The 16,256-nt window shown below is 59.8% G+C and carries 11 protein-coding genes; 5 read left to right on the top strand and 6 right to left on the bottom strand.

The annotated features are described in order from the left end of the window. Window positions 1-231: 231 nt before the first annotated feature. From AC3WOY_RS27580 to AC3WOY_RS27565, 4 genes are all read right to left on the bottom strand, one after another. The gene (locus tag AC3WOY_RS27580; RefSeq protein ID WP_492429680.1) at window positions 232-738 is read right to left on the bottom strand and encodes a hypothetical protein; all 507 of its coding nucleotides are present in this window, start codon (window positions 736-738) and stop codon (window positions 232-234) included. Between the two features lie 78 nt (window positions 739-816). Beyond that, complete coding sequence (locus AC3WOY_RS27575; protein WP_492429679.1) at window positions 817-2,106, bottom strand: hypothetical protein; 1,290 nt, start codon at window positions 2,104-2,106, stop codon at window positions 817-819. Next, the gene (locus AC3WOY_RS27570) at window positions 2,106-4,097 is read right to left on the bottom strand and encodes an O-linked N-acetylglucosamine transferase, SPINDLY family protein (RefSeq protein WP_492429678.1); all 1,992 of its coding nucleotides are present in this window, start codon (window positions 4,095-4,097) and stop codon (window positions 2,106-2,108) included. Before AC3WOY_RS27570 ends, AC3WOY_RS27575 begins: the two co-directional genes overlap by 1 nt. A gap of 7 nt (window positions 4,098-4,104) precedes the next feature. Further along, entirely contained in the window at window positions 4,105-4,851 is a 747-nt protein-coding gene (locus AC3WOY_RS27565; protein WP_492429677.1) for a SprT family zinc-dependent metalloprotease, read from the bottom strand. Window positions 4,852-5,058: 207 nt separating this feature from the next. Between AC3WOY_RS27565 and AC3WOY_RS27560 the strand changes: the two genes are divergently transcribed. The 3 genes from AC3WOY_RS27560 (at window position 5,059) to AC3WOY_RS27550 (ending at window position 10,314) form a co-directional block, all read left to right on the top strand. After that, window positions 5,059-7,254: an ATP-dependent helicase gene (locus tag AC3WOY_RS27560; protein ID WP_492429676.1), complete on the top strand. Its 2,196-nt coding sequence runs from the start codon at window positions 5,059-5,061 to the stop codon at window positions 7,252-7,254. A 1,038-nt stretch (window positions 7,255-8,292) separates the two neighbouring features. After that, window positions 8,293-9,699, top strand: coding sequence for a replication initiation protein (locus AC3WOY_RS27555; protein WP_492429675.1), 1,407 nt, complete (start codon window positions 8,293-8,295; stop codon window positions 9,697-9,699). A gap of 204 nt (window positions 9,700-9,903) precedes the next feature. Beyond that, window positions 9,904-10,314 carry an HU family DNA-binding protein gene (locus tag AC3WOY_RS27550; protein WP_492429674.1) on the top strand — a complete coding sequence of 137 codons (411 nt, stop codon included), beginning with the start codon at window positions 9,904-9,906 and terminating at the stop codon, window positions 10,312-10,314. Window positions 10,315-10,366: 52 nt separating this feature from the next. On the opposite strand, the gene AC3WOY_RS27545 is transcribed toward AC3WOY_RS27550, so the two are convergent. Continuing rightward, window positions 10,367-10,672, bottom strand: coding sequence for a hypothetical protein (locus AC3WOY_RS27545; protein WP_492429673.1), 306 nt, complete (start codon window positions 10,670-10,672; stop codon window positions 10,367-10,369). A gap of 262 nt (window positions 10,673-10,934) precedes the next feature. On the opposite strand from AC3WOY_RS27545, the gene AC3WOY_RS27540 reads away from it, so the two are divergent. Then, a complete protein-coding gene (locus AC3WOY_RS27540; protein ID WP_492429672.1) occupies window positions 10,935-11,825 on the top strand; it encodes a hypothetical protein in 891 nt (296 codons plus the stop codon). A 77-nt stretch (window positions 11,826-11,902) separates the two neighbouring features. Further along, window positions 11,903-12,580: a uracil-DNA glycosylase family protein gene (locus tag AC3WOY_RS27535; RefSeq protein ID WP_492429671.1), complete on the top strand. Its 678-nt coding sequence runs from the start codon at window positions 11,903-11,905 to the stop codon at window positions 12,578-12,580. A gap of 538 nt (window positions 12,581-13,118) precedes the next feature. Here AC3WOY_RS27535 and AC3WOY_RS27530 read toward each other — a convergent pair. Continuing rightward, window positions 13,119-16,256, bottom strand: a complete 3,138-nt coding sequence (locus tag AC3WOY_RS27530; protein ID WP_492429670.1) for an error-prone DNA polymerase — start codon at window positions 16,254-16,256, stop codon at window positions 13,119-13,121.

The raw sequence follows: 16,256 nt of genomic DNA, 5'->3' as shown, positions 1-16,256 counted from the left end.
CCGAGCCGCGCCTGGCTGAACGCATATTCTGCTTGCAGTAGCGTCCGGGGTGCTTGGATTTCCATGGAGCGGCAATGCCTCGTGAAGGGGAATAGGTAGATCTACGGTGCCCCATGACAGGGCCAAGGCAACATGGCCGCATTTCCGCTGTATGGTTGGCACGGATTGTTGCACCAACCAGTGACGCGCGGAACGGGGCTTTCTTTCCCTTTTGGGCACTTTACAAGCCGTTCATGCGGTTTCCTGCGACGACTCGTCGGATGCGACCTCGGCATTCGCGTCGATTTCCGCGGCCAGCTCCGCGACTTTTGCGAAAAAGTCGTCGGCGTCGAAGCCACCGTTGCGCCGCATCGGGTGGGTTGCCAGCGCCTCAAAGACTGCCGGATGCAAGGCGGCGACCTTCTCATTACTTTCCGGCATCCAGTCCGCCATTCTCGGCAGAGCAATGACGCCTTGCATGGCGATGAAACGCAAGAAGAAGTTGAATGCGAGGTCGATGTCCTTCAATTCCACCATGGCCACCCCGAGGACTCGGCGCATCGTCTGGTTCTGCAGGAACGGGTTCTTCTTCAAATGGGCCGGGAAAAGGCTGTCGGCAATCGGCGCCTTCACCGCTTCTGCCGCAATTGCCTTGTCCATCGTCGTGCGGAATTGCAGAACGTTCATCGGGCCGCACATATCCGGAGTCGGAATGGTCGATGCAGGCGTGGATGCCGGTTTTTTGATGCCAAGAGCCATGTGTACCTCGCTATGGTGAATGTTCGTTGTGAATCGATCTCGATGCGTCAGTCGTTATTTTCGAGAGCTGGCTAATCCTCAAAGGGCCGCGACATACCGGGAAATGGCGGCGTACTTCTCTCCGAGGGAAAAAGGGATGACGTGCACGCCTACACCGGAAAGGGCCGCAAGCGTCTCGCCATCGGCCTTCGATCCGGTCAGCGGTACCAGAAGCACGGGGCGATTCAAGCCCTTGTCAAAAAAGTACGGCCCGGCGAGCGGCGACCGCCCTTCCCGAATGTGTGCTGCCGTCGTCGGCACCAGGTGCACCTTGTACCCGGCGCTCAACAAGGTCTCCGACAGACGACCGACTGGAAGGTCTCCGAGCCGGTGCCGGTCAGGATCATCATGGGGTATCGAAGAGAGCACGGCATTACCGTCGCCGCTAAAGAGCAGGAATGAGGAGAGGCTGTTATTCCCCGTATCGACCGTGAACACCCGGTCGGCAGAGAAGGTGCGCCTGTACGCTTCGAGCAGACCTTCGCGCGAGGGACGGGGCAGCAGCAGACGTTCCCGCTTGCTTGCCTCCTCGCGCAGCAAGGATTCCGCGATGAAAAGATCCTTCTGTTGCCCTTTTGCCAGCAGGATGTCTGCGCTGCTTCCCGCCAACGGCATACGCACGGCGGTCATCCCCGCAACCCCGGCCACATCGTCCAGAAAAGAGACGTCTGGCCAGCTAAGATCCTTTGCCGACCGGTGGAATACGGTGTAGGGGAGCCAGGCAGAACCGTCACGCGCGCGCAATGGGTAAATTGCGGCGGCGAGCTGTGCGGAGCCAACTGCGGGCGCCGACAGGTGCGGGTTCTTCTGTTCCTCTACGACAGTTACCGGGACGCCGTTCGCCCGCAAAGCCTGCTCGACAACGCCCTTCTGGCCAGGCGCCGCCACGGCGAGCATGCGCAATCCGGCTGGAAATGCCTTCACAACAGGAATAATGCCCTCAACATCGGCGCTATCCCGCACCGTTACCAGCACCATGGAGGCTGGCGACCTGTAGGCGGGCAGGAACTGTGCGGCGGGCACGAGCGCTTCCAGCTGACGAGCCGCGTTCCTCATGGCGTCAATATTGACGTCCCGCAGTTCGATCAAGGTCGATAGCTCGGACAGCCTATTGCCGCTCGCCGCGCGCTCCAGTTCAGCGCGTTGGGACGGCATCTGCAGCCGCGTCCCATCATCGACAGTCAGCACCCAGTCGGCTCCTCGGCGCGGTACATCGATCAACGATGCCAGCGCCGAGTCTTTGTGGATCTCACGCATACCAAAATACACTGCGGCCGTTGCGGTTGCCGCAATGCCAAGCAAGGTCGCAAAAACGACTGCCTTTCGCATTACGCGGCCTCCAGCTCGAGTTCTGGCGCTCCCATCTCTTCACGCGAAGCATGGATCCGGACGATATCCATGCACGCCTCTTCAAAGCGGCGGGCAATACCATCATGGTCCATCAATGGCGAGCCTGACAGTCGTTCGCGCATCGTACTGCGATCGCGCGCGAGGCTCTCCGCATCGCCAACAATCGCCGCTGCCAGTTGGGCAAAGCCGTCCATATTGGGCGACAGATAACGAGTCAATCCAGCAGCGCGTAACACCGACTCACCAAAACGGCCAGCATGATGCGCGCCAACTACCGAAAGCGTCGGCACGCCCATCCAGAGCCCATGCATGGTCGTTGTGTGCCCATTCCACGGCACGGTGTCCAGAATCAGATCGACGTCATGGTGTGCCTTCATGTATTCGCTGAGCGACCCGGCATCGCGGAAGGTGAGGCGGGAGGGATCGATCCCACGGGCGGCAAACTGATCGGAGATCCGTTGTTGTACGACCGGGCTACTCAGGCCTTTTGCCATGAGCAACATCCTTGAAGTTGGCGCCGCCTGGAGCGTATCTGCCCAGAGCCGCACGGTGGTAGCGCTGATCTTGCTCAACTTTGCGAACGACCCGAAAGTCGGATAGCCGTTCGAGGCGAGCGGCGGTGCGGAAATGGGGTCACTGTCCGAGGGCGGCGTATAGGTGGCGACGACGTCGCCGAGACGGATGACGGTCTCCGTATAGTGCGATTCTGCCTCCGCGTCCGGGGTAATGACGGCATCGGAGAAAAAGTAGTCCATTGCCGCGAGGCCGGTAGTGGCGCTGTATCCGAGATAGCTGACCTGGACTGGTGCGATCCGCCTTGCAATCGGCGCAAGTCGCTCGTTTGCGAGGTGGCCGGCGAGATCGAAGAAGATGTGGATCCTATCTTCCGCGACCATGGAAACCAAGTCGTTGTCGGACTTGCCGCAAACGTCGCGCCAGTGCTCCGCACCGACCTGGAACCGCGCGGTCATGGCATCAGGTTTTTGAGTGTCCGAGTACACGAAAAGCTCGAAGCGTTCCCGATTGAGCTTCGAAAACAGGCCTTCGAAGAAGAAGCCGACCGGATGTTCGCGCAGATCAGGGGAAAAGAAGCCCAGCCGCAGCCTCTCATCCGGACTAGTGAGGTCGAGACCCATGGTGCGCGGTGCGCCGCCGGCGAAGAATTCGCCTTGTTCCTCATGTGCGCGACGGAGCGCCACGGGGTCAGGCGGGTCCATGTAGCTATGGGCGAGGAGAAGCGCGCTGCGCGCCGACGCTTCGCCACTTGCCTGCAACACCTCGATGCTTTCCTCAATCTTCCCGCTATTCAGAAGCGCCAATCCGAGGTTGTAGATCGAAGCCCCGTCCGACGGGTTCACGGACACCGCGCGCCGAGCATGTTCAGTGGCCTGCTCGAAGTCGTTGAGCTGGATATACACGCAGCTTAAATTCAGGTCGACGGTGTGGTCCCTCGCCCCTCCTGCCAGCATCTGACGATAGACCCGGGCGGCATCGGCGAAACGGTCAAGACCTTGATAGCTTACGGCCAGCATCCTCAGCAAGTCGCGAGTTGGCGTCTGCGCCGTTACCGTTTCGAGGACCTGTGCGGCCTTGCCGAATTGGTCCAACCGGATCAGCGCAGCGCAGTAGTTTTGGAAGATATCAGGATGCGGGTTTTTTTCGCATTCAAGTGCCCGCTTAAAACAGGTTGCAGCTTGTGCATGAAGGTTTCGGGCCAGGAACGTCTGGCCCAAGCCGTTCCATCCGTTCAAGTTACGGGCGTCGATTGCAATCGCCTTCCGAAAGCAGGGGTCGGCACCAGCATGGTCGCCGAGAGTACCTTTGGCCTGTCCGAGCAACAGCCAGCAGTCGTAATCCTTGGGAAATTTCTGAACCGTCTTGTGCAGCACAGCGACAGCTTCCGCGGCATCACCCATCTGCATACTGGCGTGGGCGCGTTGAAGCGCCTTTGCGATTCGATCTGAAGACATTGCGCTCCTATTGCCACACAAATAAATAACCGCGCTCCAACAGCGCGTCTTTCGCACGTTCGACTGGCACCGTTTTCAGGAAAGACAGCGCGGCAGAACTGACCTCAGCACACCGCCAACTGTCCGCAAGCCGCTGCCACACGGCCAGGCCAGCGAAGCCCTCTTTCGTGATGGACAGCCGCCGAATCGGGACAACAGCCACACCAGTTCCAGCTTTGTTCATCACGGGTCGCAACGCTCCCCGACAATCGCGACAACGCACGCCGCGTCCTGTCTTTGCGGCGCGCACCGCCTTTTGATGCCAGACGTTCGTCAACGCGTGGGAGCGGCAGTTACACCGGTACTCGTAGCGAGTGACCGTCCGCGAAGCCACGACTTCCATCGAATGCGTCCTCGATGCCTCGTAGCCGAAGGCGGTCATGACGCTTCCCCAGCGCGCGCCGTGCGAGGACCACTCACCCTTTCGTGTCGCCCGCGGCGTCCGAGCCCGCAGGAACTCCGTGACGGAGTGCGCGTACTCATGCGCGACCGTTTCCTTGAGCCGCTCCGGGTGGCTTTGCGCCACCATACGGTTCAGCCGGATTTTCTCGAACCCCCATGCCTGTCCGGCCGAGCGCCCCTTCAGCGTCCAATCCACCTGGGGACGTGGAAACGCCGCGCCCAGCTGACTCCGGGCAACCTGCTCACAGCGCGTCAACTCCTCGTCGACCATCCGGTCGAGGGTTTCCAGGATTGGCGTTTTGACATCGTTCATGAGGTGGCTTGAGACCAATGGGTGCGAGCGATTGTGGCAGTAAGCTGTGTAAAGAAAAACGGGCCTTTCTTGCCCAAAACGGCACTTTAAAAAGTTTCCCGGCGGCGATCATGCTGCGCGCCCGGGTACCGGCACCTCCGCAGCCGGAATTTGAACCCCCTGCAGCGGTTCGTATAATTTCTCTCAAAACAGAGAACTTTTCAAAATATGACGAAACGCCTCACTCAGGAACAGACCGCTGTCGAACAGTTCGACGGCAAGCACGCGATCGTCTCCGCTGTGGCCGGGTCGGGCAAATCGCACACGCTTGTCTACCGTGTAGCGCGTGAAATCGAGAAAGGTATCGATCCGCGCCGCATCCTCGTTCTGATGTTCAACGCCAACGCGCAGGAAGAGTTCGCCGCACGCATGAGGGCACTCTGCGCAGAGAAAGGCGTGACCGCGCCCGACGTCCAGACCTTCCATGCATTTGGCGGCCGGGTGTGCTCCTGGCTGGAAGCGCAGGGATTGCTCCCACGCGCCGAGTTGATGACGGAAGACTGGAAGGTGCTGAACCTCGCAAAAGAGGCATTGGTTGCTGCCAACCTCGAACAGGACGACGAGGAGCGCATCGAGATCGACGTCACGGTTGTTACGGAATTTCAGAGCTTGGTCGATTTCGCCAAAAACACCTTGTCCATCACTGGCGAGGGGGTGCATCAGTCGTCGGTCGCGCCGGTCTACATGCGGGCGATGCAGCTCATGGAGACGCTGCGAAAGCAGCGTGGCCTGCGTACATTCACCGATCTGCTGTTCGACCCGGTCTGCGCCCTGCGACGTGACCCGCGCTGCTCGCTCGCGCTCGAAGGCCGGTTCGATGCCATCATCGTTGACGAGTACCAGGACACCAATGCGTGCCAGCAGCTGTTCCTGCGCCATCTCGCAGGGGAGCACGCCTCGGTCGTGGTCTGCGGCGACGAGGATCAGGCCATCTACAGCTTCCGGGGCAGCAGCCCGGACTTCATGCTCAACGTGTTTCAGGCAGACTACCCGGATGCCGCACGGTTCAACCTCAGCCAAACCTTCCGGTTCGGCCATGCCGTATCACTGGTTGCGAACCACGTGATCAGCCAGAACACCTCCCGCCATCCGAAGATTTGCATTTCGGGGGGCGGCAGGTCCACGTCGATCGACTTCCGAATGTATCAGGAAGACGGCCCGGGCCCGGTCGCGCTCGATGCATGCGACCGATGGGTGCAGTCCGGGCGAAGCCTGGGGGAGATTGCGATCCTCGTGCGCGCGTACGCCCACACCATGCCGGTCGAGGTGAGCCTGCTGACGAACGATATTCCCTATCGCATCGAAGGAGCGTCGCCGTTCTTTGACCGCCGCGAGGTCCTCGCGCTTCGCGGGATCATGCTTCTGGCGTGCGACCGGCTGCACACCCTTGCCTCGCGCGAGCAGATCGCTGCAATCGTCGCCGCCATGCTGTCCGTCCCCACGCTCTACTTGCGGCGCGACGTGATTGACGAGCTTGCTCACAGCATTTCCTTGTCGCCACGGTCCTTCATTCCGATCATGAAGGAATTCGCCGCCACGTACCAGGCACCGCGGCGGCACTTCGTCGACAAGATCTGGACGGCGATCAAGCATTGGCAGTACTTCGCACGCTTCGCTGCGACGTCGGCGGCGAGCGGGGCGCTCAACGAGATCATCAATCGTCTTGATCTACTGACCTTTTTCAAGCGGAATAATCCGCGGCCCGACATTGCGGCCGAAAAGCAGCGCATGTGCCAGGAGATGATCCGTTTTGCGCAAAGCGGGCGCTACACACTCCTCGAATTTGCCCTGCTTCTGGAAGACCTGAGCGTCACGTTCGAGGAGGGCAAGGACAGGGACGACGCTGTCGTTATCACGAGCGCCCACAAGTCCAAGGGGCTGGAGTATCCCTTAGTTATTCTTCCGGACCTGGTGGACGGACTGTTCCCCTCCTTCCTGTGCCCGCCGCACGAAGTCACGCCGGCGATGCTCGAAGATGAGCGGCGGCTGTTCTATGTCGCGCTGACCCGCGCCGTGGACCGGCTTGTGCTGATCGCGCCCCATGATCCACGCCTGCTCGAGTGGATGGGCCAGTCCCGCTCACGGTATCCCGTGGGGGTCAAGCTGCGGGCAAGCCGGTTCCTGTACGAGGGGAACGTCATGCTCAGCACCTTCCTGGCAAGGCAGATCGAAGAAGGGGCACCATTGCCGCAGGCGCTGATCGAGCGAGCTCGCTCACCGGATGACCTCGCCATCGCGCAGGCATACCTCGACGCCGTCGATCACATGTCGAACGACCTGCAGCAGGCTGTAGAGGCTGCAGTGAGGAATGCAGTGGTACCTGACGAGCCGCCATCGATTCTGGACGAGCTGCTTGCCGCGTAATGCCGCTGAGTCCGCCGTGTCTGTTATTACTTTTAAAGTAAACAACAACATATGTATACGATTCTCGCGCTGCCTACGATGGGAAGTTAACGAGCAGTATCAATTACTTACAGTTATCCACAAGGCATGATGACCCCGTTTACGGGATCACGAAAACAGGGTCATTGACCCCATCTTCGTGGACCGTAAACGGGGTCATTTCGAATTGACCCATCCCTCGGGATCCCGGCAATGGGGTCATGACCCCGTTTACGGGAAGCGCCCTCTTCACGAAAACAGGGTCATTTCAAAAGCACGCCGGCGCCGCGGGCACGTTATCCACAGAAGGCACATAACCCACTGATTTCAAAGGGCTCTCCCTCCGGTCGTCGAGCGTTGGGCGCTAGCCGACTCGCGCCAGAAATCCAATTGACCCCGTTTCCGGTACACCTGGATCACAGTAAGGCCGCGCACTGCGTCGGCGGTGCACATCCGCGACAACCTGCGAAATGACCCAACTTTCGTGAGGGTGGGATCCCTTCAACCACACGTCCAGGTGCAAAAAAGAGCGTTTTGGGAGCGCAGCAACGCCGTTCGACGCTCCGCATCCGGCTCGCCTCTGCGAATTGACCCAGTTTTCGTGAACCGGCAGGACGCAAGGGGGCATCCATAACCTGAAATGACCCACTTTTCGTGAAGCGTGGCCGGTCGTGAAGACATTCGCCGCCCGAAAAGACCCCGTTTTCGTGAAGCTCGCGGCCTGCACAGGTGCTCGCAGCCTGAATTGACCCAAGTTTCGTGAACCCCTCGGTGCTCGAAGTCGTCCCGAGCGCGAATTGACCCAGTTTCCGTGAAGCCGCCGGCCGCAAACCGGCAGGGAAAGTTTTTAAAGCGCCCAAAAGGGAAAGAAAGCGGGGTTCTCCCATGCAGGGGTGCATGTTGTAATTCCTCCAGTCAACATTTGTGTAGATCTGTTCATGTTGACCCAAAGCAGCGGGCAGGAGACCCGCTTGTAGCGATCGGCCGAAGCCGATGTGAAAAGTAAGGAGCAACTGCCCCATGAACACCCTTGTGGACGCCGCGATAGCTAAGGCGCCAGCTACTGTTGACACACGCCCCGGCGCATTCCCCTCGGTTCTGAGAAAGGACCTGAGGCTGGTGCATTTCGAATCCGACACCCGCCTGTCGCTCGTGCAGCGCAAGCTGCAGACGGTATTGCTGACGAACGCTGTGCATACCGGGATCGAGCACCAGTACCACGTCATCCGGACGAAGACCGCCGCAGAGCAGATCGGATGGGAACAATCGCGCGATCGCAAGAGCTTGTTCGAGTCGCTGCAGAAGCTCGGCAAGATTCAGTTCATTTTTGCCAGGCTCGGCCTGACGGATGAACAGGTATCACTGGCCAAGGGCCGCAAAGTAGGCAAGGGTCTAGGGTTCTCGCAGTTCCTTGCAGAAGTTTGGTTTGAAACTGAGCCGGAGACGGGTCACTCCATCATCCGCTACATGCTCGGCCCGGCAGTCAAGGAGTACCTGACGCAGACGCTGCAATACGATATCTACGATCTGGCGACGATCGCGCGCATCAGCACCGAACCCGCGCTGGCGCTGTATGAGAATTTCTACCACTACCGCCATATGGGGGAGACCGAATGGATTCCCATCCCCACTCTGCAGGCGTTGCTGGGGACAGTCCACAGCAAGCATTACGAGGATGTCCGCCGCCTGACGCAAAAGGTGCTCACGCCGGCGACCAAAGTGGTATCGGAGGAGTCCAATATCACCATCGAGTACGCAACCAGGCGTACTGATCGCAAGATTTCAGACATCAAGTTCATCATCCGGGAGAAATCGGCCACCACGACCACCCGCCAGGCCGAGATTCCCGGGTTCGCCGCCCCCAGCTGCTTCAATGGCGACCTCGTACGGGAGATGGTGGAGTTCGGTGTGGCCCGCTCGGTTGCTGAACAACTCGCCATCGACAACCCCGAGTCCGTCATCGTGAACGCTATCCAGTACACCAAAAAGGCCAAGGAAGCGAAGGAGAAAAAAGGCGAAGGCGAGCAGATCAATCTCGGCGGCTACCTGGTCACGGCCATCAAGAATAAATGGGGCTCGGAGACCGAAGCTGCCCGGGCAAAGCGCGAACAGCGCGAACGCAAGGCAGCCCTGGCTAAGCAAGCCGCCGCGCAAGCGGAGGAGGAAAAGGCACAGAAGGAGCGGGAGCAGGCTCTGCAGCGCCAGCAGTCAGTCGCCAACTACCTGTCTTCGCTTTCCAAGGACGAGGTCGAGGAGATTAAGTGCCAGTTTATTGCGAAGAACAAGACGATCTGCAAGCTGGTCGGGGACCTGATCAAGGACAATCCCGACACCTGGATCTATAACGATACGCGCGGCCTGCGCTCCGCGTTCGAGCGCTTTGTCGCCAGCCACATCGAAAGCTCTCCTCAAGCGGCACTAATCTAACGCCGTCCGCCCCGCGCCGAGTCGGCCGGGGCGATCCTGCTTCAAGTCCCTGAAGCGCGTCAAATACTCCCCACACAGAGAACTACACGAAGCGCCGATTCTCATTCAATGAGAAAAGTGTCGCAATTACGTCAGTTTTGTGATCACAGACGGCTTGCCTCGTATATGATTGCGGCGCAACAACAACTTTTTCCGAGGTAGAGAATGAACAAACGCGATTTCGCAGACAATATCGGCGCCCAACACCCGACCCTGACCAAGAAGGCTTGCAACGCCATCGTCGATTCCCTCTTCAACTCCATGAACGAAGCGCTGGCACGTGGCGAGACCGTTCAGATCATCGGCTTCGGCTCCTTCAAGGTGGCTGACCGCGCAGCTCGCGTGGGCAAGAACCCGAAGACTGGTGAAAAGCTGAAGATTGCCGCACGCAAGGTGGTGAAGTTCGCTGCAGGCAAGGCGCTGAAGGACGATGTGAACTCGAAGAAGAAGGCTGCAAAGAAGCCGGCGACCAAGGCTGCAGCCAAGCCCGCTGCCAAGGCAGCGAAACCGGCCGCTAAGCCGGCTGCGAAGAAAGCAGCGGCAAAACCGGCCAAGACTCCGGCGAAGAAGAAGTAATCAACGCTGCGATCATGAAAAGCCGCATTCGATGCGGCTTTTTTCATGGTGATCAGGGAATCAGGCGCGGGACAGCAGACGCAATTCGGGTGCGCAGTCGAGCCACGACGCCTTGGTCCACCCCTGGATCTTCACTGTAAATGTCCAACGCGCTGTCAATGTGCGCAAGGAGAACGAGATCCAGTGATAGCGTCTCCCCTTCGCCGTTGGCGCAGAAAACCATGGGTTCCTGCAGGCGGTCCAGAAGTTCAGTGCCGATCCCGTCCCGCTTATCCCCCTCATTATCGATGTAGCAGGCAAGGCAAAAGCCAATGGCCGCAGCCTCCTCAGGTGTTACGGGCATGTGAATCGTATCCATCGAATAGCTCCCAAAAGATCATTCTCTCCTGCCCGCGGCTACGCTGCAGGACATTTCGCCCTTCTATCTTCTCAAGGCAGAGTAGAAATTCAAAATACGGGCAAGCGCTGAGCATAGTTGAGCGACATCAGGATTTGCGGCATCGGCCTCCCATAAATTGGAAAAATGGTTGTGTAGTGCCCTTTTCGGTCACCTTACAAAGTATCGTTGCAACAAAATGCTGGTCTAATGGGCTTTGTCTGATGCAATTGAAGGAATTACAGTGGCGTTCTACTCTAACCGCGTGTCGGTGCTCTTCATCTCGACAGTCGCTTTTCTCGGCACGGGCAATGCGCGCGCGGACGACTTGAAGAAGCGGCGACTGCAGGTGGTCACGCCAGCAACACACCTATCGCCCGCCGATCCTCTCCTGGTGATTGAGGCCGCTCCCGCCGTACGGCTCGTCGTCCCGGTCGGGACCACTTCCCAGCAGACTGTGTCGCTTGTGATCGACTCCCAGCCCGAGGCACTCAAAGACGAAACGCAGCTCGAAGTAGCATGGATGAAGGCCATGCGCGACCCACGAACCAAGAATCTCGTTGCCACTGATGTTGTCGCCGGCGGTACCGACGTCGCACCGGCTCTGTGGGAGGCAAAGCCGGCTGACTTCGACCTCAGCGGAAAAACCTACCTGATTGCGGAATACAAACTGCGCAATAGCGCAGGAAGCGTGGTCGACCGCGGCGAGCGGGTCTTCGAACTGGTCAAGCGCGAGGTTGCCCCGCTACCGGAGAACGCCTTTGATGTGCCGACGCGCGCGATGCCGATGCAGACTTACCGTCTGCAGACGAAGATGGCGCAGGCGCGCGCGCAACTACGTCCCGGCGACCGCTGGGAGGTCGAATGGACAAAGGGCATGCGCGATCCACATACCCGGACCGTGTATATGACCGGGCTTATTTCCCGTACGACCGACAAGGTCAACGCGACCTGGCGGCCAGAGTTCCACGACTTTGACCAGCGCGGGCAAACGGTGATTCTCGCCAACTATCGCATCTACGACGAGCACGATAATGTCGTGGCAAAAGGCCTGCACACCTTCGACGTCGCGAAAATCAACCCGCCGGCAGTGGTATCGGTACAGCGTCTTGATGAGGAAGTCGAGCTGGCATAAGACGTAGTTGAATCGGGAAGGTGTCACTGCTTGACTGCTGCGGTACACTCGCTGCTCCGCAAACTTCTCACGCCGACATGCTGGATAGGGACACACTTGTGCGCTGGTGCGCGCCGACCGAGGCCGACGGCCCATATCTCAGGCCGTTCGTCGCGCGCGGTCCGCTCGCTTCCGGCGGTGCCTTCATCGTCGGAGTCAACCCGGCAACCCCAATCTACAAAACCGACGGCATTACATTCGACGAGTACGTAGACTCGCTGCTGTCGGCCGATACCTTTCTTCCGATTTACCGGCGTATCCGGATTACACAGGGCAAGCCCCCGTTGAGCCGTACACGAACAGGCTTGGATGGCGCCGCGCGTTGGCTGCAGTCCGCCGGCTTCGACACTGTACTCGACACGAACATATCCCCCTATCCCACCCGAAGCGAAGCAGAATGGAAGCAGCTCGAGGGCGCGCAACAAGCACTTGGGGTCTTTCCTGAGATCGTTGCGGCGTTTCGTCCTTCAGTTGTGCTGCTACACGGGCGTGTGGCATACCGCAAATTCACCTCGCTCTATGCACCAGGCCTCAAGAAGGACTGTCTGTTCACGGAAATCGAAAACCCGCATCTGGGAACTGTTCACTGGGATGGCGGAGGCAAGGCAGAGGTTTTCGTGTGTGGTCACCTGAAAGCGTTCGGGCGATCCGACGGTGGTGCGAAGTTTGCATCTTTGCGGCAAGCGTTGTCGGCTTTTGCTAGAACGCCGACTTGACGGCGATTTCTTTCGCACGCGTGCGCCTGGCGTGAGCCCGCGCCGGAAATGTACTGTCCCCGTCCTCGCCGATATACTGGGTAACAGAATTCACGAGCATACGGCCAGAACACAAAATGATGGCGGACAGGCGAACAACAAAACCTATCACCGAATTTCAGCGCCAGTGCCTGGAATCCCTCGCTCGGTCATTGAACGGGATAGCCAGCGCCGATGAAATCGCCATTCGGCTCAGGAAGGGCACCGCCGGGCGGTTGGCGGTAACGAGTGCCATGCGCAGTTTGCTCAAGCGAGACAATCGGGGGAATCCAGACGTCTCCGAGTGGGTAGTGCGTCTGGCTCCTCGTGACCGTTGGTCATGCGCAAAATGGGGTATTCAAGAACGGGCTCGCGCCTACCTGGGACAGAAACTTGTTGACGGGAAGTGGACCGCATCAGCAAACCCACGAATCGGAGGCGTATCGCATCAGTGGGTGCGTCGACTCTCTTCAGTCAGCCCCGGAAGGCCATACGTTTTCCTTTCCAGGCCTGCGGTCGTCTAGTGAAAATCCCTGCTCGATACCGCCAGTTCTCCCAGTAGCTCCGTGTGGTCGACCACGCGCTTGGCAACCAGGTGCGTCACCTCGCCGTCGCGCTGCCAGACGCCGTACACGGTAAGCAGCCTCGCACCCAAAATCTCCTTCTTCTGCTTCTCAAGATGGCTCGGCCAGATGATCACGTTGGTGATACCCGTCTCATCTTCCAGCGTGATGAACATGACACCATTCGCCGTGCTCGGGCGCTGTCGCACCGTGACGATGCCGGTGGTGCGCGCAAGCTTGCGGTCTGGGAATGTTTGCAGTTGCTCTGCTGTGCTCAGGTTCATGGCGGTCAGCCGTGGGCGCAGCAGTTCCAGAGGATGCCGACGCAGCGTAAGACCGGTACTTCGGTAGTCCGCCAAGATCTCCTGACTCTCAGACGGCGCCGGAAGTTCGAGCGCGTCGTCCGCGATCGGCGCGTCCTTGAGCAGTTTCGGCATGGGGCGCATGCCGGCGACGTCCCATGCCGCCTGCCGCCGGTGGCCAGCGATTGACTGCAGCGCGTTGGCGCGCGCGAGCGCCTGCAGGTCGTTGGTCGACAATGCGGCACGCCGCGCCAGGTCGTCCACATGCCGGAAAGGCTGCATCACCCTCGCCATGACCAGGTTCTCGGCTCCTTCCGCACTGAGTCCCCGCACCATGCGTAGGCCGAGCCGGACGGCCGGGCGATCAGGATGCGCGCCCTCCTCGATGGCGCAATCCCAGTCGCTTAGAGACACGTCCGCCGGCCGCACCTCCACGCCATGACGCTTGGCATCCTGAACGAGCTGGCTGGGCGAATAGAACCCCATGGGCTGGGAGTTCAGGAGCGCCGCAAGGAAGATTGCTGGATGGTGGCACTTCAACCAAGCGCTGACATAAGTGAGCAGCGCGAAACTGGCGCTGTGACTGAGCGGGAACGAATACTCGGAAAACGCCTTGGTAAAGTTCGCGAGAGACTCAGCGTATTCCCGGGTGTACCCGCGTGCGAGCATGCCATCGATGAGCTTCTGTGCGTACTGCTCCAAGCCGCCCTTCTTCTTCCACTGGCCCATTGCGCGTCGCAACTGGTCAGCCTCCTCAGCGGTGAAGCCACCGGCGACCATCGCCAACTGCATGACTTGTTCCTGAAATATAGGTATACCTAGTGTGCATGAAACCACTTCCCGCACCTCGTCACTGGGGTACGTTACCGGCTCAAGCCCCTGCCGCCGCCGGAGGTAAGGATTCGTCATTTCGCCGACAATTGGACCCGGCCTGACAAGGGCTATTTGTATGACCAGATCGAAGAAGGTCCGGGGCTTGGTCTTCAATAGCATTGATTGCTGGGCGCGGCTCTCTATTTGGAAATTTCCGATGCAGTCCGCGCGACAGATCATGTCGTACGTCGCCGGATCTTCAGCCGGCACATCCTGCATCGTGAACACCTCGCCCCGTCGCTCCGAGATGAAATCGAGCGCACGTCTGATCGCCGAGAGCATGCCCAGCGCGAGCACGTCGAGCTTGATGAATCCCAGCGCCTCGATATCGTCCTTGTCGAACTCGATCACGCTGCGGTCGGCCATCGCTGCGTTCTCAATCGGCACCAGACGCCGCAAGCTGTCGCGGGCGATGACAAAGCCGCCGACATGCTGTGACAGGTGGCGTGGAAAACCAATCAGCGTCTGAGACAGTGCAACGAGCTTTTTGACGACCGGGGATTCCGGGTCGAGCCCGCAGTCGCGCAGGCCCTGCTCGTCGATCCGGCTGCCGTTCCACCAGTGCTGCGAGCTCGTCAGCGCGTTGACCTGGTCGAAATCCATCCCCAGTGCCTTGCCCACGTCCTTGATGGCCGACCGCGGGCGGAAGGTCGTGATCGCGCCTGTCAGCGCAGCGCGGTTTCTACCGTAGCGGCGGTAGATTTCCTGAATTACGATCTCGCGCTTTTCATGTTCGAAATCCACGTCGATATCGGGCGGTTCGTTCTTGCGACTGCGGCTGACGAAGCGCTCGAAAAGGAGGTTCATCCGTGTCGGGTCGACCTCGGTGATGTAGAGGCAGTAGCAGACAACGCTATTGGCCGCCGACCCGCGGCCTTGGCAAAGAATCCCTTGGGAGCGTGCGAAGGCGACAATGTCGTAGGTGACGAGGAAGTAAGGCTCATACGCCAGCTCCGCGATCAGTTCAAGCTCGTGCTCGATCTGCCCCTGGACGCTGGCCGGAATGCCGTTGGGGTAGCGCAGGCTCGCGCCCTCATAGGTGAGCTTGCGCAGGTATTGAGTTGGTGTAACACCGGGAGGCACCACCTCATCGGGGTACTGGTAGCTCAACTCGTCGAGCGAGAAGGTGCAGCGCGCGGCGATCTCCAGTGTCTGCTCGAGCATGTCGCGGCTGTACACCTGGGCGAGCCGGATGCGCTGCCGCAAGTGCTGTTCGGCGTTCGGATGCAGCTCCAGCCCACATTCGCTGACCGGCTTGCCAAGACGAATCGCGGTAAGGGTGTCCTGAAGCGGCTTGCGCGAGCGCACGTGCATGTGGACGTCGCCGGCGGCAACCAGCGGAAGGCCGATGGCCTTGCTGAGATCCCGCAGCCGTTCATGCCACATATCGTCGTCCGGGCGTTGCAGGAATTCAGCGGCAATGGAAGCCCGGTCGCCGAAGGTCTGGGCGACCCACCTCCCCTGTTCGTCATGAACGGCGGGATCGTCCTCCCTGTCACCGATGTAGATGGCGTAGCACCCGATCAGGTTGCGCAGGTGCCGCGCGCCGTGTTCCGGGGTGCCGTCGAATGCGATGTCTTCGCGGCGGATCTCGTAGCTGCCTTTCGGGGCTCGGGTTCGGCCCACGGTCAGCAGTTCAGCAAGGTTTCCGTACCCGTCGCGGTTCATTGCGAGCAGGACCAGGCGCAGCCCGCACGCCATCGTCACTTCGGCGCCAATGATCAGGTGGAGACCGACCTTCTTGGCTTCCACATGCGCCCGCACGACGCCCGCGAGGCTGCCGTCGTCGGTGATGGCCAGGGCCGAATACTGCAGTTGCGCCGCCCGCGCGACCAGCTCCTCCGGATGCGATGCACCGCGAAGGAAGCTGAAGTTCGAGCAACAGTGCAGCTCGGCATAGGCAGGAAGGACGGTGAACAT

The sequence above is a fragment of the Noviherbaspirillum sp. FW303-A3 genome, assembly GCF_058788695.1.
Note: the sequence above shows the minus strand (reverse complement) of the source record. Positions and strands in the feature narration are given on the sequence as shown.